Source organism: Phaeacidiphilus oryzae TH49, assembly GCF_000744815.1.
In the GTDB taxonomy this organism is placed as follows: Bacteria; Actinomycetota; Actinomycetes; order Streptomycetales; family Streptomycetaceae; genus Phaeacidiphilus; species Phaeacidiphilus oryzae.
In genome coordinates this window covers 4,365,992-4,387,367 of the sequence record NZ_JQMQ01000005.1, presented here as the reverse complement: position 1 = coordinate 4,387,367, position 21,376 = coordinate 4,365,992, and the positions used below count along the sequence as shown (strand labels likewise).

The 21,376-nt window shown below is 74.9% G+C and carries 18 protein-coding genes and 2 pseudogenes; 6 read left to right on the top strand and 14 right to left on the bottom strand.

Annotated features, from left to right (window positions below; genetic code table 11):
* Positions 1–202 precede the first annotated feature (202 nt).
* Both BS73_RS23285 and BS73_RS36480 read right to left on the bottom strand, forming a co-directional pair.
* Positions 203–814: a DUF2690 domain-containing protein gene (locus tag BS73_RS23285; RefSeq protein ID WP_037575516.1), complete on the bottom strand. Its 612-nt coding sequence runs from the start codon at positions 812–814 to the stop codon at positions 203–205.
* 227 nt (positions 815–1,041) lie between these two features.
* Positions 1,042–1,209, bottom strand: a pseudogene (locus BS73_RS36480) (helix-turn-helix domain-containing protein); the annotation flags it as partial.
* 180 nt (positions 1,210–1,389) lie between these two features.
* Between BS73_RS36480 and BS73_RS23280 the strand changes: the two are divergent.
* Positions 1,390–2,055: a hypothetical protein gene (locus BS73_RS23280; protein WP_152617692.1), complete on the top strand. Its 666-nt coding sequence runs from the start codon at positions 1,390–1,392 to the stop codon at positions 2,053–2,055.
* Positions 2,056–2,153: 98 nt separating this feature from the next.
* Here the strand turns inward: BS73_RS23280 and BS73_RS23275 are convergent, their stop codons facing one another.
* Both BS73_RS23275 and BS73_RS23270 read right to left on the bottom strand, forming a co-directional pair.
* Positions 2,154–2,567, bottom strand: a complete 414-nt coding sequence (locus BS73_RS23275; protein WP_037575512.1) for a DUF3017 domain-containing protein — start codon at positions 2,565–2,567, stop codon at positions 2,154–2,156.
* Positions 2,568–2,650: 83 nt separating this feature from the next.
* The gene (locus tag BS73_RS23270; RefSeq protein WP_037575510.1) at positions 2,651–3,508 is read right to left on the bottom strand and encodes a bifunctional methylenetetrahydrofolate dehydrogenase/methenyltetrahydrofolate cyclohydrolase; all 858 of its coding nucleotides are present in this window, start codon (positions 3,506–3,508) and stop codon (positions 2,651–2,653) included.
* A 270-nt stretch (positions 3,509–3,778) separates the two neighbouring features.
* On the opposite strand from BS73_RS23270, the gene BS73_RS34965 reads away from it, so the two are divergent.
* Positions 3,779–4,198: a DUF2752 domain-containing protein gene (locus BS73_RS34965; RefSeq protein WP_037575509.1), complete on the top strand. Its 420-nt coding sequence runs from the start codon at positions 3,779–3,781 to the stop codon at positions 4,196–4,198.
* Between the two features lie 117 nt (positions 4,199–4,315).
* Entirely contained in the window at positions 4,316–5,071 is a 756-nt protein-coding gene (locus BS73_RS23260; RefSeq protein ID WP_037575507.1) for an RDD family protein, read from the top strand.
* A 108-nt stretch (positions 5,072–5,179) separates the two neighbouring features.
* Here the strand turns inward: BS73_RS23260 and purH are convergent, their stop codons facing one another.
* Positions 5,180–6,766, bottom strand: a complete 1,587-nt coding sequence (gene purH, locus BS73_RS23255; RefSeq protein ID WP_037575505.1) for a bifunctional phosphoribosylaminoimidazolecarboxamide formyltransferase/IMP cyclohydrolase — start codon at positions 6,764–6,766, stop codon at positions 5,180–5,182.
* A gap of 62 nt (positions 6,767–6,828) precedes the next feature.
* A complete protein-coding gene (purN, locus tag BS73_RS23250; RefSeq protein WP_084704842.1) occupies positions 6,829–7,506 on the bottom strand; it encodes a phosphoribosylglycinamide formyltransferase in 678 nt (225 codons plus the stop codon).
* Positions 7,507–8,441: 935 nt separating this feature from the next.
* On the opposite strand from purN, the gene BS73_RS23245 reads away from it, so the two are divergent.
* The gene (locus BS73_RS23245; protein ID WP_037575503.1) at positions 8,442–9,131 is read left to right on the top strand and encodes a hypothetical protein; all 690 of its coding nucleotides are present in this window, start codon (positions 8,442–8,444) and stop codon (positions 9,129–9,131) included.
* A gap of 4 nt (positions 9,132–9,135) precedes the next feature.
* On the opposite strand, the gene BS73_RS38325 is transcribed toward BS73_RS23245, so the two are convergent.
* Positions 9,136–10,944, bottom strand: a complete 1,809-nt coding sequence (locus BS73_RS38325; protein WP_037575501.1) for a cell division protein PerM — start codon at positions 10,942–10,944, stop codon at positions 9,136–9,138.
* 78 nt (positions 10,945–11,022) lie between these two features.
* On the opposite strand from BS73_RS38325, the gene BS73_RS34960 reads away from it, so the two are divergent.
* Positions 11,023–11,994 carry an RNA polymerase sigma factor gene (locus BS73_RS34960; protein ID WP_051940331.1) on the top strand — a complete coding sequence of 324 codons (972 nt, stop codon included), beginning with the start codon at positions 11,023–11,025 and terminating at the stop codon, positions 11,992–11,994.
* A 173-nt stretch (positions 11,995–12,167) separates the two neighbouring features.
* Here BS73_RS34960 and sucD read toward each other — a convergent pair whose 3' ends face one another.
* The 4 genes from sucD to BS73_RS23215 form a co-directional block, all read right to left on the bottom strand.
* The gene (sucD, locus tag BS73_RS23230) at positions 12,168–13,052 is read right to left on the bottom strand and encodes a succinate--CoA ligase subunit alpha (RefSeq protein ID WP_037575499.1); all 885 of its coding nucleotides are present in this window, start codon (positions 13,050–13,052) and stop codon (positions 12,168–12,170) included.
* Positions 13,053–13,074: 22 nt separating this feature from the next.
* Positions 13,075–14,247: an ADP-forming succinate--CoA ligase subunit beta gene (sucC, locus tag BS73_RS23225; RefSeq protein WP_037575496.1), complete on the bottom strand. Its 1,173-nt coding sequence runs from the start codon at positions 14,245–14,247 to the stop codon at positions 13,075–13,077.
* 452 nt (positions 14,248–14,699) lie between these two features.
* On the bottom strand, positions 14,700–14,903 hold the full coding sequence (locus tag BS73_RS36475; protein ID WP_235215501.1) for a DUF397 domain-containing protein: 204 nt from the start codon (positions 14,901–14,903) through the stop codon (positions 14,700–14,702).
* Positions 14,904–14,907: 4 nt separating this feature from the next.
* On the bottom strand, positions 14,908–15,831 hold the full coding sequence (locus tag BS73_RS23215) for a helix-turn-helix domain-containing protein (protein WP_084704284.1): 924 nt from the start codon (positions 15,829–15,831) through the stop codon (positions 14,908–14,910).
* A gap of 250 nt (positions 15,832–16,081) precedes the next feature.
* Here BS73_RS23215 and BS73_RS23210 point away from each other — a divergent pair, with 250 nt between their 5' ends.
* The gene (locus BS73_RS23210; protein ID WP_051940329.1) at positions 16,082–16,579 is read left to right on the top strand and encodes an ATP-binding protein; all 498 of its coding nucleotides are present in this window, start codon (positions 16,082–16,084) and stop codon (positions 16,577–16,579) included.
* Here BS73_RS23210 and BS73_RS23205 read toward each other — a convergent pair.
* The 3 genes and pseudogenes from BS73_RS23205 to BS73_RS23190 form a co-directional block, all read right to left on the bottom strand.
* Positions 16,568–17,752 carry a VWA domain-containing protein gene (locus BS73_RS23205; protein ID WP_037575494.1) on the bottom strand — a complete coding sequence of 395 codons (1,185 nt, stop codon included), beginning with the start codon at positions 17,750–17,752 and terminating at the stop codon, positions 16,568–16,570. The genes BS73_RS23210 and BS73_RS23205 overlap by 12 nt on opposite strands.
* A gap of 184 nt (positions 17,753–17,936) precedes the next feature.
* Positions 17,937–20,282, bottom strand: a pseudogene (locus tag BS73_RS39860) (DUF5682 family protein); the annotation flags it as partial.
* Positions 20,279–21,370 carry an ATP-binding protein gene (locus BS73_RS23190; RefSeq protein WP_037575489.1) on the bottom strand — a complete coding sequence of 364 codons (1,092 nt, stop codon included), beginning with the start codon at positions 21,368–21,370 and terminating at the stop codon, positions 20,279–20,281. The gene BS73_RS23190 and the pseudogene BS73_RS39860, both read right to left, overlap by 4 nt.
* Between the last annotated feature and the right edge of the window lie 6 nt (positions 21,371–21,376).

Below are 21,376 nucleotides of genomic sequence, written 5' to 3'. Positions count from 1 at the left end.
ACCGGCCGGGAGCGCGCCGCCTTCCGGGGTGCCGGTCCCTGATCGATCTCTTGACTTCGAGAGATCGCAGTCAGGCTATCCCAGCCCGGTGTTCGTCGGAGCGTCGGCCCAGTGTGCTCTATGTCCTACCGTCCCACGGGCGTTGCGGGCCATACCCCCGGGCAGTAGTACCGGACCCGCCCCCTCCGTCCGGCCCCGCCGGTCAGCCGGGTGGGAGATAGCCGAAGCGGCCGGGCGCGCCGCCGTGGTCGGCCGCCCCCGCGCACGCCTCCACGTCGTCCACCAGCGCACACGCCTCCACCGCCGCCGGATCCGCGGCGCTCAGCATCGGACTGAGCCCGGCGGAGGGCGCGGCCCGGCCGGGCGCGGCATGCGGGCCGAGCGGCTCGGCGAGCAGCCTGCCGTCCTCGGAGGCGACGGCGACCTCCCGCAGCCGGGCCCCCGGCCCTCCCTCCGCCTGGGCCCAGGCGGCCCGGCAGCGGGGGCTGAAGCGCAGTTCCAGGCTGAGCCCGTCCACCGTGACCGAGCCGATGGTGTGCGCTCCGCGGTCGCAGCCGGTGGTCCGCGGGTTGAGCCCCTGGCAGGCCGGTCCGGAGCAGACCGGGGCGATCGGCCCGGGCGCCCCGCGCAGCTGCCGGTCGACCGAGGCCGTCCCGGCTCCGCCGCCGCCCTGGCCCGGGGCCGGCGAGGAGGCGACGACGGCCCGCAGCCCGGCCCCCTGTGCCGCCTGCCCGGCCGACGCCGCTCCGAGGCCGTCCACCGCGAGCCAGGCGCCGGCGCCGACCGCCGCCGCGACGACGGCCGCGACCGACACCCCCTTCGCCGCCCCCACCCCGGGCCCACGGCCCGGACGGCGGGCACCCGAGCGGCGGGCGCGTGTGCGGGGCCGGGCGCCCCCTGGACAGCCTGACACTCCGTCAGTTCCGCGAACTCACCCTCCCGGGCGATCCAGTCCCGCTCCGCCAGCGCCCACAGCGCCAGCAGCCGGGGCGCGTCCGCCCCCGCCACCCGGCCGAGCGCCTCCACCGCCGAGCGCGGCGGCAGCTTGGTCCCGTTGAGGTAGCGCTGCCAGGCCGACTTGCTGCACGCGGTGCGCTCGGAGAGCGCCACCAGGCTGAGCCCGGTGCGGTCCTTGAGCAGCCGCAGCTGCTCGACCAGCCGCCGCAGGTCCGGTGGCAGGTCCCCCGGCAGCGGACGCCAGCCGCCCATGTCCCATCCCCGTCCCGTCCTCCTCCGCCCCGCGGGACGTCCCCGCAGGTGGGATGCCCGACTCGACCCAGGTCGTCCCAGATGACGGGTATTGCGTACCCATTCCCGGGAGCAGGGGCAACTCTCGTGGCGAACGGAACGACCGGGGAGAACCTGGTTCACGAGAGGACGACTCACACCATGTCAGTTCGCAAGCGCCTCGCCGTGGTCGCGGCCACCGCCGGGGCCGGCATCGGCCTGCTGCTCGGAGCGGCGCCCGCCGCGTCCGCCGCCTGCCCGCGGGCGGTACCCGTCCCCCCGCGGACGGCGATGGTCCTCGCCGAGCACACCTACACGGTGAAGGTGTACGTGCTCGAGGAGCGCCCGGAGCCGGCCACCCGCCCGGCGGCCGCCCCGCACCACGCCAAGGCCGTCCACCACGCGCGCCCGGCCCATCGGCCGCACGCCGCCCGCCATTCGCGCCACGCCCGCCACGGCCGGCGGCTCCAGCACGCCCGCCGCCACCACCTCGTCGCCAGGCCGCACCGCGTCCTCGCCCGGCCGCACACCGCGGCCGTCCGGCCGCACGCTGCCGCCGTCAGGCCGCACGCCGCCGCCGTCCGGCCGCACGCCGCCGCCGTCCGGCACCATGCCGTCGCCGCCCGGCAGCACCTCGCTCCGCGTCTCCACGTCCGGCCGTACGAGCACCCGGCGGCCGCGCCGGCGCGGGTGAGCACGGCGTCCTACACCTGGACCGTCCCGGTCCACCGGTTCGCCCACCACCCGGCGGCCCACCACCACCTGCGGCACCACGTCCGCCACCACGCCCGCCACCACCGCATGCGGCGCCACCTGGCCCGCAGCTGACCGCAGCCGGCCGCAGCCGGCCGCGCGGCCGGTCCGTACCGGCCGCCGCAGACCGCCGCCCCGCGCCCGCCCGTCTCCCCGGGCGCCGCGGGGCGGCCTCAGTTGCTGCGGCCCAGCCAGCCGGAGAGGTCGCGGAGTATCGACCACTGGATGACCGGATTCGGCTGCGCGGCCAGCGCCAGCAGCACGATCGCCACCCCCACCACGCCCATCAGGGCCACGTCGGTGTACCGGCTGCGCACCGCGAGCAGCCCGACGTCCGGGAGCCAGCAGCGCAGCCCCGCCCCCAGGAGCATGCCGACCCCGATCGTGAGCACCCCGGCCCGGAACGATCCCAGTGCGGTGACCGCCAGGCCGATCGCCACCACCAGCAGCACGGCGACTATCGGCCACTGCCGCACCGGGACCGAGTGGCCGCGCCCGAGGGCGGCGTGCGAGCCCTCGGGCGGATAGGTGCCGACGGTCTTCACCGGGCGGCGCCTGCTGCGCGGGCTTCGAGCGGGTGATGCCATCGCCGGCCCTCTCCCTTCCGTCGTTCCCTCGTCGTTCCTACGTCGTTCCCCGTCGTTCCTGCGTCGCGCCCCCGGTCGCCGGCTCAGCCGGCGGCGGCGCGCTCGGCGGCCTCGACCACGTTGGAGAGCAGCATGGCCCGGGTCATCGGGCCGACCCCGCCCGGGTTCGGCGAGATCCAGCCGGCCACCTCGGCGACCGCCGGGTCGACGTCCCCGACCAGCTTGCCCTCCGCGTCCCGGCTGACGCCGACGTCCAGCACCGCCGCCCCCGGCTTCACGTCCTCAGGCTTGACGATGTGCGTCACGCCCGCCGCCGCGACGATGATGTCCGCCCGGCGCAGGTGGGCGGAGAGGTCGCGGGTGCCGGTGTGGCAGGTGGTGACGGTGGCGTTCTCGGTGCGGCGGGTGAGCAGCAGGCCGATCGACCGCCCGACCGTGATGCCGCGGCCGACCACGACCACGTCGGCGCCCTTGACCTCGACGCCGTGCCGGCGCAGCAGCTCCAGGATGCCGTTCGGGGTGCAGGGCAGCGGCGCGTCCACGCCGAGCACCAGCCGGCCGAGGTTCATCGGGTGCAGCCCGTCCGCGTCCTTGGCCGGGTCGATCAGCTCCAGCACCCGCTTCTCGTCCAGGTGCCTCGGCAGCGGCAGCTGGACGATGTAGCCGGTGCACTCCGGGTTCTCGTTGAGCTCCCGGACGACGTCCTCGACCTGCTCCTGGGTGGCGTCGGCGGGCAGCTCGCGCCGGATGCTGGCCAGACCGACCTGCGCGCAGTCGCGGTGCTTGCCGCGGACGTACGAGTGGCTGCCGGGGTCGTCGCCGACCAGGACGGTGCCGAGACCCGGGGTGATCCCCTTGGCCTTGAGGGCTTCGATGCGGACGCTGAGTTCGGACTTGATGGCGGCCGCGGTGGCCTTGCCGTCGAGAATCTGGGCGGTCATGGGTACATCCTCCCGGATGGCGGGCGCCGGAGGCGAAAGCCCCCGCCTCAGGAACGTTTCGGTTGCGGAATCGGAACAGTTCCCTTCTCCCCCGCCAACTCACTGGACACGGGGGAACACGCACCGGAACGATGGACCCCGCAACAGACCTCCAGCGGTGCGCATCCTGTGCGAACCGCACCAGTGGTTCCGCACGGAAACCCCACGGACGCGGCGCCCGCCGCGGGAGGCGCTAGTCGGGGGAACAGAGGGTCGGGGGTCCGGGGGCCGGTGAACATCGACGTACCCGCCAGACCGGGGCTGCTCGGCCTGATGGGCCGTCAGACCCGCGGCGGCTGGCGTGAGGTCGCGGCCCGGGCCGCGCTCGGCTCCGCCGTCGCCGCCGCCGCGGCGGCCCTCCACGCCTGGCACGACCCGGGCGTCCTGTGCCCGCTGCGCCGCCTGACCGGGGTCCCCTGCCCGGTCTGCGGCAGCACCACCGTCTTCACCGAGCTCGGCGGCGGCCACCCGCTCGCCGCCCTCGCCGCCAACCCGGTGACCGCCGTGGCCGCGGTCGCCCTGCTGTGCGCCCCGCTGGGCCTCGGCGAGCGCTGGCGCGCGCTCCCGTCCAGGCGGCGCACCGCCGTGCTGATCACCGCGGCCGCCCTCTCCTGGCTGTGGCAGCTGCACCGATACGACTTCCTCTGGTGACGACCCCACCGGTGCACCCCCCGCGCCCGCACCGGGCGTGCCGACGCCCTCCCGGGGCGGGGAACACCGGGCCCGTCCGAACACCGTCAGATCCCGGCACACACAGAAAGACAGAAGATGAGCTACCCGCCCGGCCCGAACAACCCCTACGGCCAACCCCAGCAGCCCCAGCAGCCCCCGCAGGGCGCCAACCCCTATGCGTCGCCCGGCCAGCCGCCGGCCGGTCAGCCCGCGTACGGCTACCCGCAGCAGCCCCCGCAGGCCGGCGCCCAGCCCGGCTACGGCTACCCCCAGCAGCAGGCCGGCGCCCCCGGCTACCCGGACCCGAACGCCTACGCGGGCAACGGCGGCTACGGCACCCCGGGCGGCTACCCGGCGCCGCCGGCGCCCGGCCAGGCCGCGCCGTCCGGCGAGTACGGCCACTGGGGCCTGCAGGTCGGCGCCTACCTGCTGGACAGCCTGGTGTTCGGCATCGTGCCGGTCATCTTCTACATCATCGGCTCGGTGATGGCGGCCTCCGCGCAGAGCTGCACCACCGACCCGAACACCTTCCAGACCACCTGCTCCGGCAGCTCGCCGGGCGGTCTGATCATGATGGTCATCGGCGGGATCCTCGGCCTCGCCGCCTTCCTGCTGATGTGCTACCGCGAGGGCACCACCGGCCAGACCCCGGGCAAGAAGGCCCTCGGCATCATGGTGGTCAAGGAGACCACCGCCCAGCCGCTCGGCTTCGGCCTGGCGATAGGCCGGAAGATCTGCCACTTCGTGGACGGGATCGCCTGCTACCTCGGCTACCTGTGGCCGATCTGGGACGCCAAGAAGCAGACCTTCGCCGACAAGATCACCGGCGCGGTGGTGGTCCGCACCCGCTGACCCGGCGTCAGCGGACGGACAGCGCGGCGGGCGCGGCCCTTCGGCCGCGCCCGCCGCGTTTCCCGCGTCTTCCGCGGTTTCCCGCGTCTTCCGGCCTTCCGGCCCCGGTCAGTGGAAGAAGTGCCGGGTACCGGTGAAGTACATGGTCAGCCCGGCCTTCTCGGCGGCCTCGACGACCAGTTCGTCGCGGACCGAGCCGCCCGGCTGGACGACCGCCTTCACGCCGGCCGCGATCAGCACCTCGAGACCGTCCGGGAACGGGAAGAACGCGTCCGAGGCGGCGAACGAGCCGGCCGCCCGCTCCCCCGCCCGCTCGACCGCGAGCTTCGCCGAGTCGACCCGGTTGACCTGGCCCATTCCGACGCCGACCGAGGCGCCGTCCTTGGCCAGCAGGATCGCGTTGGACTTGACGGCCCGGCAGGCCTTCCAGGCGAAGGCGAGCGACTTCAGCTCCTCGGCGGGCAGCGCCTCGCCGGTCGCCAGCGTCCAGTTCGCCGGGTCGTCGCCGTCCGCGTCGACCCGGTCCACCTGCTGGGTTAGCAGCCCGCCGCTCACCTGGCGGTACTCGATCCGGTTGCACGGCTCGCCGGGGGCGACCAGGATCCGGATGTTCTTCTTGCGCTGCAGCGCCTCGACCGCGCCGTCCTCGTACGCCGGGGCGACGATCACCTCGGTGAAGATCTCCGCGACCTGCTCGGCCATCTCCTTGGAGACCGGCCGGTTGACCGCGATGACCCCGCCGAAGGCGGAGACCGGGTCGCAGGCGTGCGCCTTGCGGTGGGCGTCGGCGATGGTCTCGCCCTCGACCGCGATCGCGATCCCGCACGGGTTGGCGTGCTTGATGATCGCCACGCAGGGCTCGGCGTGGTCGTAGGCGGCCCGCCGGGCGGCGTCGGTGTCCTGGTAGTTGTTGTAGGACATCTCCTTGCCGTGCAGCTGCTCGGCCGCCGCCAGACCGGAGTGGGAGCCGTCGCTGTACAGCGCGGCGGCCTGGTGCGGGTTCTCGCCGTAGCGGAGCACCGACTGCCGGGTGAAGGTCGAGCCCAGGAACTCGGGGAAGGCCGCGTCGTCCGCCGGCGCGTAGTCGCGGGCGAACCAGCCGGCCACCGCCACGTCGTAGGCGGCGGTGTGGGCGAAGGCCTCGGCGGCCAGCCGCTTCCGCGCGGCCAGGTCGAAGCCGCCCGCGGACACCGCGGCCAGCACGTCCCCGTACCGCTCGGGCGAGGTCACCACGGCCACCGAGGGGTGGTTCTTGGCGGCGGCGCGGACCATGCTCGGGCCGCCGATGTCGATCTGCTCGACGCACTCGTCGGGGCCGGCCCCGGAGTCCACGGTCTGCTGGAACGGGTAGAGGTTGACCACCACCAGCTCGAACGGCGCCACGCCGAGCTCCTCCAGCTGCGCCCGGTGGGCCTCCAGCCGCAGATCGGCGAGGATCCCGGCGTGCACCCGCGGGTGGAGGGTCTTGACCCGGCCGTCCAGGCACTCGGGGAAGCCGGTCAGCTCCTCGACCTTGGTGACCGGGACGCCGGCGCCGGCGATCCGGGCGGCGGTGGAGCCGGTCGAGACGAGCTCGACCCCGGCCTCGTGGAGGCCCTTGGCCAGCTCTTCCAGACCGGTCTTGTCGTAGACGCTGACCAGCGCGCGGCGGATCGGGCGTCGGTTCTCGTCACGTCGGTTGTCGTCGGGGCTCATTCCGCTCTTCCCTCGATGCAGTTGAAGCTGTCGGAAAACTCATTCACGGCACTGACGGCCCGTCAGGCGCCTTCGCCGGAGGGCGGGTTCTCGCCGGAGGGCCGGTCCTCGCCGGACGGCAGTTCCTCGCCGGAGGGCCGGTAGGGCAGCAGCACCCGGCGTCCCTCGACCCGGTGGCCCTCCCGGGCCAGCCGGCCCACGACGTCCACCAGCAGGCGCCGTTCGACGCCCTTGATCCGCTCGTGCAGCGCCTCGCCGCCGTCCTCGTGGTCGGCGTCGGTCACCTCGACCGTCCCCTGGGCGAGCACCGGCCCGGTGTCCACCCCTCCGTCGACCAGGTGGACCGTGCAGCCGGTGACCTTCGCCCCGTACGCGAGGGCGTCCCGGACTCCGTGGGCGCCGGGGAAGGCGGGCAGCAGGGCGGGGTGGGTGTTGACGATCCGCCCGTGGAACCGGTCGATGAACGGCAGTCCGAGGATCTTCATGAAGCCCGCGGTGACCACCAGGTCGGGCCGGTACGAGGTCACCGAGTCGAGCAGCGCCCGGTCCCAGTCGGCGCGTTCGGTGAAGTCCTTGAGCCGGTGGACGAAGGTGGGCACGCCGGCGCGCTCGGCGCGCTCCAGGCCCGCGATCCCGTCCCGGTCCGCGCCGACCGCCACCACCCGCGCGCCGTAGCCCTCGTCGGCGCAGGCGTCCAGCAGCGCCTGGAGGTTGGTTCCGGAGCCGGAGACCAGCACCACGATCCGGGCGGGCCCCGGTCGGACGGCCGGATAGCCCGCCGTGGCCTGGGCGCTCGTGCTGCTCGCGCCGCTCACGTCGCTTTCGCTCAAGATGTTTCCCGATCCTTCGCGACAGGGCGCGGGAACCCCGCGACCACTCGACTGTTCGCGCACATTCCGACATACCGGCACCCGCTTCGGCAATCTACGCGCGCTGCACTGCGACGCGGAGAGCCGGCGGGCAGAGCCCGCCGGAGAGCGGTTCGCGGGAGCCTCCGGGAACGATGCGGGCTCCCCGGCCGTAAGCAACGATACCGGCGGCGCACCGGGAGGCCGGGCCCCGCACGCGTGGCGGAGGGTGAGAAGGTGGTCCCGACGCGGCGGGAATGGTCGTGACGGAACGGTCCTGGCGGGCCGGCGATGGACGTGGGAGTGCGGCAGACACGATGATCAGCGGTCAGACGGCAGTCTCCCGAGGGACCGGACGCCCCCTCCGCACCGCCTCCGGCGCACCAGCCGACGGGGGTGGGCGCGAGGCCCGGGTCCCAGGGGCCGGCCGCCCGCCGTTGCTGCCGCGGCCCGTGCTCGCGCCCGGCGCCGTCGGCGGGCTCGGCGCCTTCGGCGGGCTCGGCGGCGTGGTGTGGTCGGAGGAGCGGCGGCAGGACCCGTTCGCCCCGCCGGCCAAGGACGCCCCCGTCCGCCCCTGGCAGCCGCGCCACCCGGTGAGCACCCAGTCCGCGGACGAGGACGGCTCCGCGGCCGGTTCGGGGTCCTCGGGATCCTCTGGAGGCCCTGACGGCCCGTCACCACGCCCCTCCGGTACGGGTGGAGGCCCGGGCAGGGGCACAGGCACAGGCACAGACGGAGGCTCGCGCGGCGGACGACCGGCGCGCGGCGGACGACCGGGCGCGGGCGGCACCGGGACGCCCCCGCGCCGGCACCCCAACCGCCCTCCGGTGCCGCCGCCGCACCCCTGGTCGCCCGGCTGGCAGGGCGGCAAGCTGGGCCCCGGTCAGGGCCAGCGCCCCGGCGGCCCCGGCCAGTACCCCCCGCGGGGCCCGCAGCCGTCCTTCGACCCCACCGACCCGGCCCAGCGCCGGGCCCGGTACGCGCTGTTCAGCGGCATGTGGGGGGTCTTCTTCTTCATCCTCGGGGTGCCGTACCTGACCCTGCTGCTGGCCGCGCTCGCCCTCTACTGGAGCGTCAGCGCGCTGCGTGGGGCGCCGAACGCGCCGCGCAAGGACGGCGAGGCCAAGCCGGACCAGGCGGCGCAGGGCGGCGCCCGGGTCCCGCCCCAGCCCGGCACCGGGCAGCCCGGCCGGCCCCAGGCCCCGGCCCAGCCCCAGGCCCAGGCCCAGCCCCAGGCCCAGCAGCAGCGCCCGCCGTACCCCGTGGCGCGGCCCGGCTGGCAGCCGATGCCCGCCCCGCCGGTGAAGCCGCAGGCCCCGGCGGCGATGGCCGGACTGCTCGCCGCGCTCCTCGGCCTGGTGATGGTCGGCGGCTACTTCACCGTCCACCTCGCGTACAAGCCGTACTTCGACTGCGTCCAGGACGCCCTGACCCAGCAGACCAGGAGCGGCTGCACCAGCCTGCTGCCGCAGCCGCTGCGCCCCTACTTCGCCCAGGCCGCCTCGTCGGCCGAGTGAGACCTCAGCGGCGCGGCCGGGAGCCGAGGCGCCAGGCCTGATCCCGCAGGGCGGTCCGCCAGCCGCCCAGCCGCGAGGTCCGCTCGTCCCGCAGCGGCGGGGCGTCCTCGTCGTCCAGCTCGTCCAGACCGTCCAGACCGTCCAGGCCGCCCAGGCCACCGAGGTCACCCAGCGCGGCGCCCAGTTCGTCGGCGAGGCCGCCCCCGAGTGCTCCGCCCAGCGTCGGGTCGAATCCGCGCGCGGGCCGGGCGGGCCGCGCGGCCGTCCGCTCTTCCTTCGCGTCCGCCGCCGGACCCGGGCCGCCCACCGCCGCGCCCGGCCCCTCGGCCTCGACCGCGCCCGCCTCCTGACGCCGCGTCAACCGCTCACGGAGCCCGAGCCGCAGCCGGAAGGCGGCCCCGGAACCGGAACCGGCCCCGGAATCGGAACCGGCACCCGCCCCGGACGCGGATGTGAACCCGCTTCCGATCCGCATCCCCGCCCATGTCTCACGGCGCAGCAGCCAGGACGGATCGAGCGCCCGCAGTCCGCCCCGCGCGACCACCGTCGCGGGCACCCCGGCGAGCACCGTCCACATCGCCGCGCACAGCCCGGTGGCAAGCGGCGGAGGCCCCACCCAGGCGAGGGCGCTCACCCCCAGGGCGCCCCCGGCCGCCCAGGCGCCGGCCCCGGCCAGCAGGCCGACTCCGGCCGCCGCGAGCAGCGCCCGGGCCAGGGCCGCGCGCAGCCGGCCCGCCCGGCGCGCGAAGAGCCCGACCACCACCCCGGCGGCCAGCGCCGCCGGCGTCGCAGGACCGAGGACGAATCCGAGGCCCGCCCCCAGATCGGGACCCAGCACCAGCCCGAGACCGCCGCTGCCGTCCACCCTCCCGCCGGGCACGGCGCCCAGCAGCGGGAACGCGATCAGTCCGCCGCCCGGCACCTGGAACCCGGCGCCGACCGCCGCCGCCGAACCGGCCACCGCCGCGTTCGGCGCGAAGAGCGCGCAGAGGAGCAGCAGCGCCAGCCGTCCGGAGAGATCCGGCGCGAGGTGCCCGGCGATCCGCCCCCCGCCGCCGAGGTGGGCCAGCACGGCCACCAGCCACACCGCCGCGCCCGCCGCGAGCAGCGCCAGCGCTCCGGCGCAGGCGGCGCGCACGGCGTCGCGCAGACATTCGGCGCACGCCTCCACGCGGCCGTCACCGCCGACCCGGCGGTACCAGCCCCAGCGGGCCGCCCGGTCGAGCAGCGGCCCGCGCAGCCGGCGCAGCTGCGGGCCGCCGACCAGTACGGCCACCCAGGCCACCAGCCAGCCCGCGCCCGTCATGCCCCGTACCGACAGCCCGCCCTGACCGCCCGTCACCCATGCGGCCCGGGCGAGGAGCCCGACGGCGAGGTAGCCGGCGGCCGGTGCCAGCGCGGCGGCGGCCGGCGCCCTGCCGCGCGCGTCCGCGCGTACCGCGGCCCGCCGCAGCAGCACCGCGAAGAGCGCGCTGAGGAGCAGCGGGGTCACGCCCACCGGGACCGGGGCGCCGTCGACGCCGGTCCGCCAGAGGGCGGCGCCGTGCCCGTAGAACCAGAGGCAGGTGGCCGTCCTCAGCACCGAGCCGGCTCCGCCGGAGAGATCGGGACTGATGATCCAGAGCACATACACCGGCGCGAAGAGCAGCGCGAGGCCCCCGAGCGCCGCTGCCGCCCCGTCGAACGCGCCCTTCAGCAGCGGCGGCAGGACGGCCAGCAGGCCCGGGAGTCTGCGCAGCACGGGCGCCGGCGCCCAGGACGCCGGGCGGCTACGGGGACCACCGGTGGGGAGCTGCTGCGGTTGGTTGGCCATGTCGGCTCATGGTGCCAAGAACACCCGATACGCCCAAGAACATGAGCGTTGCGGGCCCGTGTCGCGAATCATGCCTATATGCGGTTCGTCAGGAAATATGTCTCCGACCTCGAGTCCCCGACCGGCTTCGAACTGCTCTACCACCACAGCGTGGACCGCGTGGTCCGGCAGGTGTACCTGGTCACCGCGAACCGAGAACGCGCACGTCAGGCGGCGCACAGGGCCTTCGGCCTGGCAGCCCGCGGCTGGGCCGCGGTCGGGTCCGACGCCTCACCGGAGGGATGGGTCCGCGCCCGCGCCTTCGACCTGGCGCTCTCGCCCTGGCGGCCGGGCGGCCCGCGGGAGATGCACGGCATCGCGATCCGCGAGTTCCTCGACTCCACCCGCCTCCACGCGCTGACGTACCGTCTGGAGCGCCGGCTGACACCGGACGAGCCTGGTCTCACGGGCGAGGACCGGATGCTCCTCGGCGCGCTCCTCCGCCTCCCCCGGCCGTACCGCCGCGCCCTCGTCCTCCACGACGCCCTCGGCCTGACCTGGGCTCAGACCGCCCGCGAGGTGGAGGCCACCACCGCGGCGACCTGCGGACGGGTGATCAGATCGCGCGCGCTGCTGGCCCTCCGGCTGCCGACGCTGCTCGGCACCGACTGGCAGTCCGCCGACTTCGGCCCGGCGCTGGGCGCGCGGCTGCGCGCGGCGGCGGCCCGGGCCTGCCCCAACGAGGTCCCGCACGTCCCGGTGGGCCGGGTCCGCCGCACCGGCCGCGCCCAGTCCTGGCTCCCCACCACGGCCGCGGCCGCGACCCTCGCCGCCACCACGGCCCTCTTCGCCACCGCCTGGCCGCCCCCGCCTCCCCACGTCCCCATCGCCCAGGCCGTCCGCCTCCAGCAGACGGTCCTCCCGGCCCCCGCCTTCACCCTCCCGCCCCTGACCCCCCTCCGTCCCTCTCCGCCCACCTGCCCTGGACAGATCCGACCCCTGCCCACGCCCCCGTGCGCCCCCCACCGGCCGCCCGCCCCTCCCCAGTGGCCCCCGCTCCCCCCGCACTGAGCAGCGCGCACCCGGCGACCCCGCCGAACGCAGCGCCGCAGGCGCAGGCAAGGGGCGCGGACTGCGCGCCCCCGCCACCTCGGAGCAGGGGGAGAAAAGACCGCGGCGGCGCCGCCACCCGCCCCCCGAGGGGAGCGGATCGCAGCGCCGCCGCAGCGACGACTCCGCCGGCCTCAGCCGTTCAGCGCCTCGCGCGCCAGCCGCGCCGTCTCGGACGGCGTCTTGCCGACCTTGACCCCCGCGGCCTCCAGCGCTTCCTTCTTCGCCTGGGCGGTACCCGAGGACCCGGAGACGATCGCCCCCGCGTGCCCCATGGTCTTGCCCTCCGGCGCGGTGAATCCGGCCACGTACCCGACGACCGGCTTCGTCACGTTCGCCTTGATGAAGTCCGCCGCGCGCTCCTCCGCGTCGCCGCCGATCTCACCGATCATGACGATCAGGTCGGTCTCGGGGTCCGCCTCGAACGCCGCCAGGGCGTCGATGTGGGTGGTCCCGATGATCGGGTCGCCGCCGATGCCGACCGCGGACGAGAAGCCGATGTCCCGCAGCTCGTACATCATCTGGTAGGTCAGCGTGCCCGACTTGGAGACGAGCCCGATCCGCCCCGGCTTGGTGATGTCGCCGGGGATGATGCCCACGTTGGACTGACCGGGGGTGATCAGACCCGGGCAGTTCGGGCCGATGATCCGCGTCTTGTTGCCCTTGTGCTGCGCGTGCGCCCAGAACGTCGCGGAGTCGTGGACCGCGATGCCCTCGGTGATCACGACGGCCAGCGGGATCTCGGCGTCGATCGCCTCGATGACCGCGTCCTTGGTGAACTTCTCCGGGACGAAGATCACGGTGACGTCGGCGCCGGTGGCCTCCATCGCCTCCTTGACCGTCCCGAAGACCGGCACCTCGGTGCCGTCGAAGTCGACCTTGGTGCCCGCCTTGCGCGGGTTGACGCCACCGACGATGTTCGTGCCGTCGGCCAGCATGAGCTTGGTGTGCTTCATGCCGGTGGAGCCGGTCATGCCCTGGACGATGACCTTGCTGTCCTTGGTGAGGAAGATAGCCATGGTGTGGTGAGTCCCTCGTCCCTTACTTAGCAGCCAGCTCGGCGGCCTTGTCGGCCGCGCCGTCCATCGTGTCCACGCGCTGCACCAGCGGGTGGTTGGCGTCGTCGAGGATCTTCCGACCCAGCGCGGCGTTGTTGCCGTCCAGCCGGACGACCAGCGGCTTGGTGACGTCCTCGCCCTTGGACTTCAGCAGGTCCAGGGCCTGGACGATGCCGTTGGCCACCGCGTCGCAGGCGGTGATGCCGCCGAAGACGTTGACGAAGACGGACTTGACGTCCGGGTCGCCGAGGATGACCTCCAGGCCGTTGGCCATCACCTCGGCGGACGCGCCGCCGCCGATGTCGAGGAAGTTGGCCGGCTTGACGCCGTTGTGCGCCTCGCCCGCGTAGGCCACGACGTCCAGGGTGCTCATCACGAGACCCGCGCCGTTGCCGATGATGCCGACCTCGCCGTCCAGCTTGACGTAGTTGAGGCCCTTCTCCTTGGCCTTCGCCTCAAGCGGGTTCGCGGCGGCCTTGTCCTCCAGCGCGGCGTGCTCCGGCTGGCGGAACTCGGCGTTGGCGTCCAGGGAGACCTTGCCGTCCAGCGCGATGATCTTGCCGTCGCCGGTCTTGACCAGCGGGTTGACCTCGACCAGCAGGGCGTCTTCCTTGACGAAGACCTCCCACAGCTTCTGCAGGGTCGCCACGACCTGGTCGGCGATCTCGGCCGGGAACTTCGCGGCCTCGACGATCTCGCGGGCCTTGGCCTCGGTCACGCCCTCGACGGCGTCCACCGGGATCTTGGCCAGCGCCTCGGGCTTCTCCGCGGCGACGACCTCGATCTCCACACCGCCCTCGACGGAGGCCATCGCCAGGAAGGTCCGGTTGGTGCGGTCCAGCAGGAAGGAGACGTAGTACTCCTCCTTGATGTCCGCGGTCTGGGCCAGCATCACCTTGTGCACGGTGTGGCCCTTGATGTCCATGCCGAGGATCTGCCCGGCCTTGGCGACCGCGTCCTCCGGGTCGGCGGCCAGCTTCACGCCGCCGGCCTTGCCTCGGCCACCGACCTTCACCTGGGCCTTGACCACGGCCTTGCCGCCGAAGCGCTCCGCGACCGCACGCGCGGCCTCAGGCGTGTCAATGACTTCACCATCCAGCACCGGTACACCGTGCTTGGCGAAGAGGTCCCTCGCCTGGTACTCGAACAGGTCCACGCGCGTCCGTCCTTGTGATCGCGACTGCTTTTCTTCCGAGCGTGCCGGGCGGGTCGGCGCAGTTGCACTTCGTGAGGGTGACGTGATGGCTCAGGGGTACGCCCGGACCGGGATCCTTGCGTCCAGCGCCATCGCCTTCCGGAAGCCCACGTCGGCCTTTGCACGCGGCATGTCCGTCTCGCAGGTTATCCCCGTTCCACGTGCTCGGATGAATCGGGCCCCCTGGATGGGCCCGTGAGAACGGTCACAAAGCGCCCGTCAGGCGGCGGACGGAGGCTTCTCCGCCGCCGCCCGCCGGCTCCGTACGGTGTTTCCCGGTGTTTCTCGGTGGTGCTTGATGGTGCTCGGTGGTACCGGGTGGTGCTGAGTGGTTCTCCCCCGTTCGTCCCCGCGTGCGGCCGGACAGTGGGATCCGGCTCCCTGAGGCCGTTCGCCTGGGTCAGAGGCGGCGGCTACCGGTCGAACTCGCCCCGCTTGGCCCCGTCCAGGAAGCACGCCCACTCGTGCGCCGTGTAGACATGGGCGGGCCTGTGCGGGTTCTTGGAATCGCGCAACGCGACCGCGCCGTCGGGGAGGAAGGCGACCTCCACGCAGCCGTTGGTGTCGCTGCTGCTCGATTTGAACCAGCGGATATCGGTGAGTTCCAGTCGCTCCACGGGCTCACATCTCCTCTGCTGCTGCAAGGATGACGCGCACGGAGCGGTCGGCGTCCAGGGCCTGCTCCGCCAGGGTGGCGAAGATCTCCGCCGCTCGCCGGACATCGGGCGGCTTCTCCAGGTAGACGCTTCCAGCAGGCCCTTCGACATAGACCACGTCCGCATCTGCCTCGTCCGGAAGCTCGAGCAGGGTGAACATTCCCGAAAGTGCGGAATGGGCACCCGTTTCGAACGGCAGTACTTGTAGGTGGACATTAGTACGAGAGGCCAGTTCCGCCATACTCAGAAGCTGATGCTTCATCACATCTCGGCCACCGACCGGCCGCCGAAGCACCGCCTCGTCCACAACCGCCCGCAACCGAAGGGGATTCTGCGTCTCCGTCAGCCGTTCCTGCCGGGTGGTGCGCAGTTTCACCATCTGCTCGACGTCGTCCGGAGGCGCGTTCCGATAGCCGGCCCGGAGCAGTGCGCGGGCGTAGTCCGCGGTCTGCAGCAGACCGGGCACGACGGCCGGCGCATAAGTGCGGACGGCGACCGCGTCGGCCTCCAGACCGATGAAGGTCTCGAAGCCCGGCGGCAGCACCTCCTCGAAGCTGCGCCACCAACCCGTGGCCCGCGCACCGCGGTTGAGTTGCAGCAGTTGTTCGCGTACCTCGGGGTCCCGTACTCCGTAGAGCCGGAGCATGGCGTCCACGTCGATCTGACGGGCCTTCAACTTCCCGGTCTCGATTCGGCTGACCTTCGCCGTCGAGCAATCCAGGGAGCGGGCCACCTCCTCGATGGTGAGCCTCGCCTTCTGTCGCAGGCGCCGGAGTTCGAGGCCGAGCCGTCTGCGCTGGACGGTGGGGCTGGGCCGACCGGCGCGGCCGATTCCGCCCGCCCCGGAATCCCGCGCCGGACCCGCCGCTTCGCCGATCGGCTGCACCATCGCGCCTTCGCCCCTCCCTGCGACAGACGCGCCGGGGGGCGCGCCCTCTCCCGCACGCCCCCGAATTCACCTCGGGAGCCCGGCCAATCGTCTCGACTAACTTGCCTTTGTAACGTTACTCCGGGAGTGTTGAGGGAGTAACGGAAGCGCTGCACACGGTAACCGAGCCGGCAAGCAGCCGTCGTGCCGGTGCCTCCGGTTCGCCCCTGTTACCGAGAGTAGACCGCGGATGCACAGCCAACGCCATCGTGTGCAGCATCGGGATCCCGACGATCCACCCGACCAGGACCCCGGCCGCAGCGAGCTGAACGGTCTCTCCACGGCCCGGAACACCTGGCCGATGGACCGCCAGGCCGCAGCGACCTTCCCGGGCCGGCCGGAGTCGGTCGCCACCGCCCGCCGCTTCGTGCGGATAACCGGCGCGATGTGGCGGCTCCGCGGCGAGCTCCTCGACGACGTTGAACTGTGCATGTCCGAACTGGTCGGCAACGCCGTCTCGCACACCCGCAGCAGCCGCGTCCACTGCAGGCTGTGGAGCGCGCGAGGGGTGCTCTTCCTGGAGGTGGACGACGAGGGCGGGACCGACGACGGCGGCCCGGCGGTCGAGAAGGCCGGCGCGGACGACGAGAGCGGCCGCGGCCTGCTGCTGATCGAGACCTTCACCGCCGCCTGGGGCACCACGCCCCGGCCGGGACTGGGCGGCAAGACGGTCTGGGCCGCGATCGTCCTCCCCTCCTCACTGGGGTAGCGGCCGCCCCTCCAGGGCCGCCGCCATCACCTCGGGAAAACGATCAGGCGAACAACTGAAGACGGGTATCCCGACGGCCGCCAGAGCGGCGGCGTTCTCCCGGTGGTAGGCGGGGGCGCCTTCGTCGCACAGGGCGGGCAGCGCGACGCAGCGCACGCCCGCCGCCTGGAGAGCGGCCAACCGAGCCGGCCAGCCCCCGTGACCCCGGGGCTGGTCCTCCGACGCTCCGTCGTGCAGATCACTCACCAGCACCAGCACGGTCTCCGTCGGCCGCGCTATCCGCTCCGCGCAGTACGCCAGCGCCCGGCCGATGTCGGTGCCGCCGCCGAGCTGGACCCCGAAGAGAACGTCCACCGGATCGGCGATCAGCCCCGTGAGGTCCACCACCGAGGTGTCGAAGGCGATCAGGCGGGTCGTCAGCGCCGGGAGCGAGGCCAGCACGGAGGCGAAGACCGAGGCGAAGACCACCGAGGCGGCCATCGAGCCGGACTGGTCCACGCACAGCACCACCTCCCGGCGCAGCCCGCGGCGCGCCCGTGCGTAGCCCACCAACTTCTCCGGAACCACCGCGCCGTGCTCGGAAAGCCAGTTGCCGCGGTTCAGATTGGCCCGAATCGTTCGGTTCCAGTCCACATCCCCGAGGCGGGGGCGGACCGCCCGGGCGGCGCGGTCCAGCGCCCCGCCGAGCGCGGTACGGGTGTGCACCGCGAGCCGGCGCTCCAGGTCCGCCGTCACCGTGCGGACCACCTGGCGGGCGGCCTCCCGGGCGGACTCCGGCAGCGCCCGGGAGAGCGAGAGGAGCGTGCCGACGAGATGCACGTCGGGCTCGACGGCCGCCAGCAACTCCGGTTCCGCGAGGAGGTGTTCGATGCCCAGGCGCTCGATGGCGTCGCGCTGGAGGAGGTGCAGCACGCTGCTCGGGAACCAGCGCCGGACGTCCGTGAGCCAGCGGGCGGCCTGCGGCGCGGAGGCGCCCAGGCCCGCCCCGGGGCGCGCGGTCCGGCCGGGCGCCGGGCGGGCGCCACGGCCGCGGCCGTCTCCGTAGAGGGCGTCCAGGGTCTGGTCCATCCCGGCGTCGGCGCCGCTGAGCCGGAGACCGAAGGCGTCGGCCTCGCCCCCGCCCAGCACCAGCCGCCAGCGCCGGGCGCGCTCGTCGTACGGGTTCTGCGTCATCTCTCCTCCGTCGCGCCCAGCAGCATCCCGAGGACGGGCAGTACGGCGTCCGCGCGCGCCTCGTCCAGCTCCGCGGCGAAGCCCCGCCGGGGGCCCGCCGCCCCGACCCTCGCCGCCCCACCGTCGCCGCCGCGGCCGGGGCGGGCGCGCCGGCCAGCACTCGCTCTCCGACGGCCCGCCGGGCGCCGGGCTCGAAACCGGCGAAGACCCGTCTGAGCAGTGGCAGCGCCTCCCGGAACGCCGCCTCGGGCAGGCCCGTCAGCCAGCGGTCGACCAGCCCGAGGAGCACCGGGTCGTGGAGCAGCAGCACCCCTCCGGCGGGTCCGCCGCCGAGGAAGCCGGCCGCCCAGCCGGCGGCGTCCCGCACCGACGCGTTCCGCCCGAGCACCAGCGCCATCCGCCGCCCGACCTCCTCCGCGCCCAGCCACCCCCCGTCCAGCAGCAGCCGCACCGCCCGGCCCCGCAGCACCCCGGCCACCCCGCCCCGCGAGGCGATCGCCCGCAGCGCCGCGACCCACCGCCCGGCGAGACCGGAGGCCTCGGGACCGCCGTCCTTTCCGGCCGCTCCGTCCTTTCCGGCTGCTCCGCCGTGCGGGTCCGCGCCCGGGCCGGTCAACAGGTGGATCGCGGTGTGGAGGGCGTCGACGGTGGCCTGGGCGGACTCGGCGGCGTCCGTGTCGAGGCCCGAGCAGGCGGCGGGAAGGGCGACGCAGACACGCTCGGCGAGACTCAGGGCGAGGCGGGTGATCCCGCGCGCGGAAGGGTCCGCTGCGCCGGCGCTGTCGCCGTCGCCCTCGCCATCGGCGTGGCCGTCGCCGCCGTGGCCGTCGGGCGCCCCGGAGTCGGCGTCCGCCACGGTTCCGGCCCGGCCCGCTCCGGCCGCCCCGGCCGCGCCGCCCGCGCGCCGGACATCGCCGTAGCGGGCCGCGCGGACCAGCGCGGGCAGCGCCTCCGCCAGCCGGAAGGCGTCGGTGTCCAGCGCCGCGCGGTCGGCGATCGCCCGCAGCACCGCCGGGAGCGCGCCCGGCAGCTCGGCGCGGAGGCAGCGCTCGCTGAGCCCGGTCAGCTCGCCGAGCGAACCCGCGCAGACCGCCGCGTCCGCCGCCCGCGCCTCGGCCGCGGACTCCACGGTGGTCCCCCACACCCCCGCCTCGGTGACCTCCACGGCCGTCTCCGGCTCCCAGCACAGCCGCCAACTCTCCCGGAAGGTGCCGAGGTTGACCGTCTGCGAGGCGATCGGCACCCCCCAGCCCACCCCCAGCAGCCGCAGCCGGTGGAGCAGCACGCTCCGGGCGGCGCCGGTCGGCTCGCGGAGGTCGAGGTCCAGCTCCCGGACGGCCGGCTCCTGGCGCAGCCGCAGCCGCCGGCGGCTCCGCTCCAGATCACGGGCCAGCGGCACCGCCGGCACCGCGTCCGGCACCCGGCCCATCGACTCGCCGACCACCAGCCGCTCCCGGACCAGTCCGAGCGGGACGTCCGAGCCCTCGCAGAGGACGCTCCGCGCGGCCTCGACCGCCTCGGCCAGCCCGGCCGCGGGGCGTCCGCGCAGCGCCGCCAGCCCCTCGGCCAGCCGTACCGCCTCGATCACCCCGGCCGGGGAGACCGCCATCCCCTCCCCGCGCAGCCGCCCGGCGGCGTCGGCCATCCAGCGGGCCAGCCCGTCCCGCCCGGCGCCGTGCCGAAAGAGATGCCGGTACCAGGCGGGCGAGGCGACCCCGGCGCCGTAGCCGCCGGCCCGGCCGAGCCGCCGGTCCGTCCAGGGCACCCAGGTGGCCTCCGTCCGCAGCCGCGGCAGCCCGCGCAGCAGGGCGTCGTCCGCGGCGGCCGAGGGCAGCGGCGAGCGGCCGCCGGCCAGCGCCGGCACGTGCCAGGCGCCGCAGACCACGGCGATCCGCCGGTGGCCGGCGCGGCGGGCGGCCCGGACCGCTCGGCGCATCGCGGCCTCCCGCAGGTCGTCCCGGTCCGGGGCGTGGTCGGCCCGGAGCTCGGCCACCGCCTCGGCCAGCGCGGCGAAGTACGCCAGGGGATCGGCCGGGTCCGGGGCCCGGTGCTCCACCGCGTCCTCCCACCAGGCCTCCGGGTCGTCCGCCCGCCCGGCGGCCGCGGCCAGCTCGGCGATCGGATCCCGGTCCGGTCCGGGCACGTCCGGCTCCGCCGCCCCGGCCGCACCCTCCGGCCCCTCGGCCGCCAGCAGATGGCCGGTCGGCAGGTCGGCGAAGCGGACCGCCGTCCCCGCCCCGAGGGCGTACCGCAGCGCGACCCACTCCGGGGAGAACTCGGCGAACGGCCAGAACACCGACCGCGCGGGCTCGTCCACCGCGTAGACCAGCAACGCCACCGGCGGCGCCATCCCCGGATCGGCGGCGAGACCGAGCAGCGGGTCCGCCTCCGGCGGGCCCTCGATCAGCACCGCGTCCGGCCGCAGCTCCTCCAGCGCCGCCGCCACCGCCCGCGCGGAGCCCACACCGTGGTGGCGCACCCCCAGCACGGCCAGGTCGAGCGCGGGGTCGGCCCGGACGGCACCGCTCACGGACCGACCTCGCGGCAGGCCCGGTAGAGGTCCTGCCAGCCCGGGCGCTCCCGGACCACCGTCTCCAGGTACTCCTGCCAGACCAGACCGTCCACGGCCTCCTCCCGGACCACCGCGCCGGTCAGTCCCGGCGCCAGGTCGGCGGCCCGCAGCACGCCGTCCCCGAAGTGCGCGGAGAGCGCCAGCCCGCCGGTCACCACGGATATCGCCTCGGCGGCGGAGAGCGTCCCCGAGGGCGACTTGACCCTGGTGCGGCCGTCGGCGGTCACGCCCTCGCGCAGCTCGCGGAAGACGGTGACCACCCGGCGGATCTCCGCGGCCGACGAGCCGTCCGGGGCCGTCGGCAGCTCCAGGGAGCGGCCCAGCTCGGCCACCCGCCGGCTGACGATCTCCACCTCCTCCTCCACCCCGGCCGGCAGCGGCAGCACGACCGTGTTGAACCGCCGGCGCAGCGCGCTGGACAGCTCGTTCACCCCCCGGTCGCGGTCGTTGGCGGTGGCGATCAGGTTGAAGCCTCGGACGGCCTGCACCTCCTCGCCCAGCTCCGGTATCGGCAGGGACTTCTCGGAGAGCACGGTGATCAGCGAGTCCTGCACGTCGGCGGGTATCCGGGTCAGCTCCTCGACCCGGACGAGCTTGCCCTCGGCCATCGCGTTGAGCACCGGGCCGGGCACCAGCGCCTCCCGCCGGGGGCCGTGCGCCAGCAGCTCGGCGTAGTTCCACCCGTACCGCAGCGACTCCTCGGGGGTGCCGGCGGTGCCCTGCACCAGCAGCGTCGAGTCCCCGCTCACCGCCGCGGCCAGATGCTCGGAGAGCCAGGTCTTGGCCGTCCCCGGCACCCCGAGCAGCAGCAGCGCACGGTCGGTGGCGAGGGTCGCCACCGCGGTCTCCACGATCCGGCGCGGGCCGACGTACTTCGGGGTGATCCCGGTGCCGTCCGGCAGCCGCCCGCCGAGCAGGTACGCGGCCACCGCCCAGGGCGAGAGCCGCCAGCGCTCGGGCCGGGGCCGGTCGTCCGCCCGCTCCAGCGCGGCGAGTTCGGCGGCGTACGCCTGCTCGGCGTGCGGCCTCAGTACCGTCGTTCCCACGATCGC

Bases quoted from the DNA above. Each gene is read 5' to 3' on its own strand.
- BS73_RS23275 (WP_037575512.1), bottom strand. From the start codon at position 2,567: ATGGCATCACCCGCTCGAAGCCCGCGCAGCAGGCGCCGCCCGGTGAAG.
- purH (WP_037575505.1), bottom strand. From the start codon at position 6,766: ATGAGCCCCGACGACAACCGACGTGACGAGAACCGACGCCCGATCCGC.
- BS73_RS23205 (WP_037575494.1), bottom strand. From the start codon at position 17,752: ATGACGCAGAACCCGTACGACGAGCGCGCCCGGCGCTGGCGGCTGGTG.
- sucD (WP_037575499.1), bottom strand. From the start codon at position 13,052: ATGGCTATCTTCCTCACCAAGGACAGCAAGGTCATCGTCCAGGGCATG.
- BS73_RS38325 (WP_037575501.1), bottom strand. From the start codon at position 10,944: ATGGCCAACCAACCGCAGCAGCTCCCCACCGGTGGTCCCCGTAGCCGC.
- BS73_RS34960 (WP_051940331.1), top strand. From the start codon at position 11,023: ATGCGGTTCGTCAGGAAATATGTCTCCGACCTCGAGTCCCCGACCGGC.
- BS73_RS23270 (WP_037575510.1), bottom strand. From the start codon at position 3,508: ATGACCGCCCAGATTCTCGACGGCAAGGCCACCGCGGCCGCCATCAAG.
- BS73_RS23260 (WP_037575507.1), top strand. From the start codon at position 4,316: ATGAGCTACCCGCCCGGCCCGAACAACCCCTACGGCCAACCCCAGCAG.
- BS73_RS23280 (WP_152617692.1), top strand. From the start codon at position 1,390: ATGTCAGTTCGCAAGCGCCTCGCCGTGGTCGCGGCCACCGCCGGGGCC.
- BS73_RS23215 (WP_084704284.1), bottom strand. From the start codon at position 15,831: ATGGTGCAGCCGATCGGCGAAGCGGCGGGTCCGGCGCGGGATTCCGGG.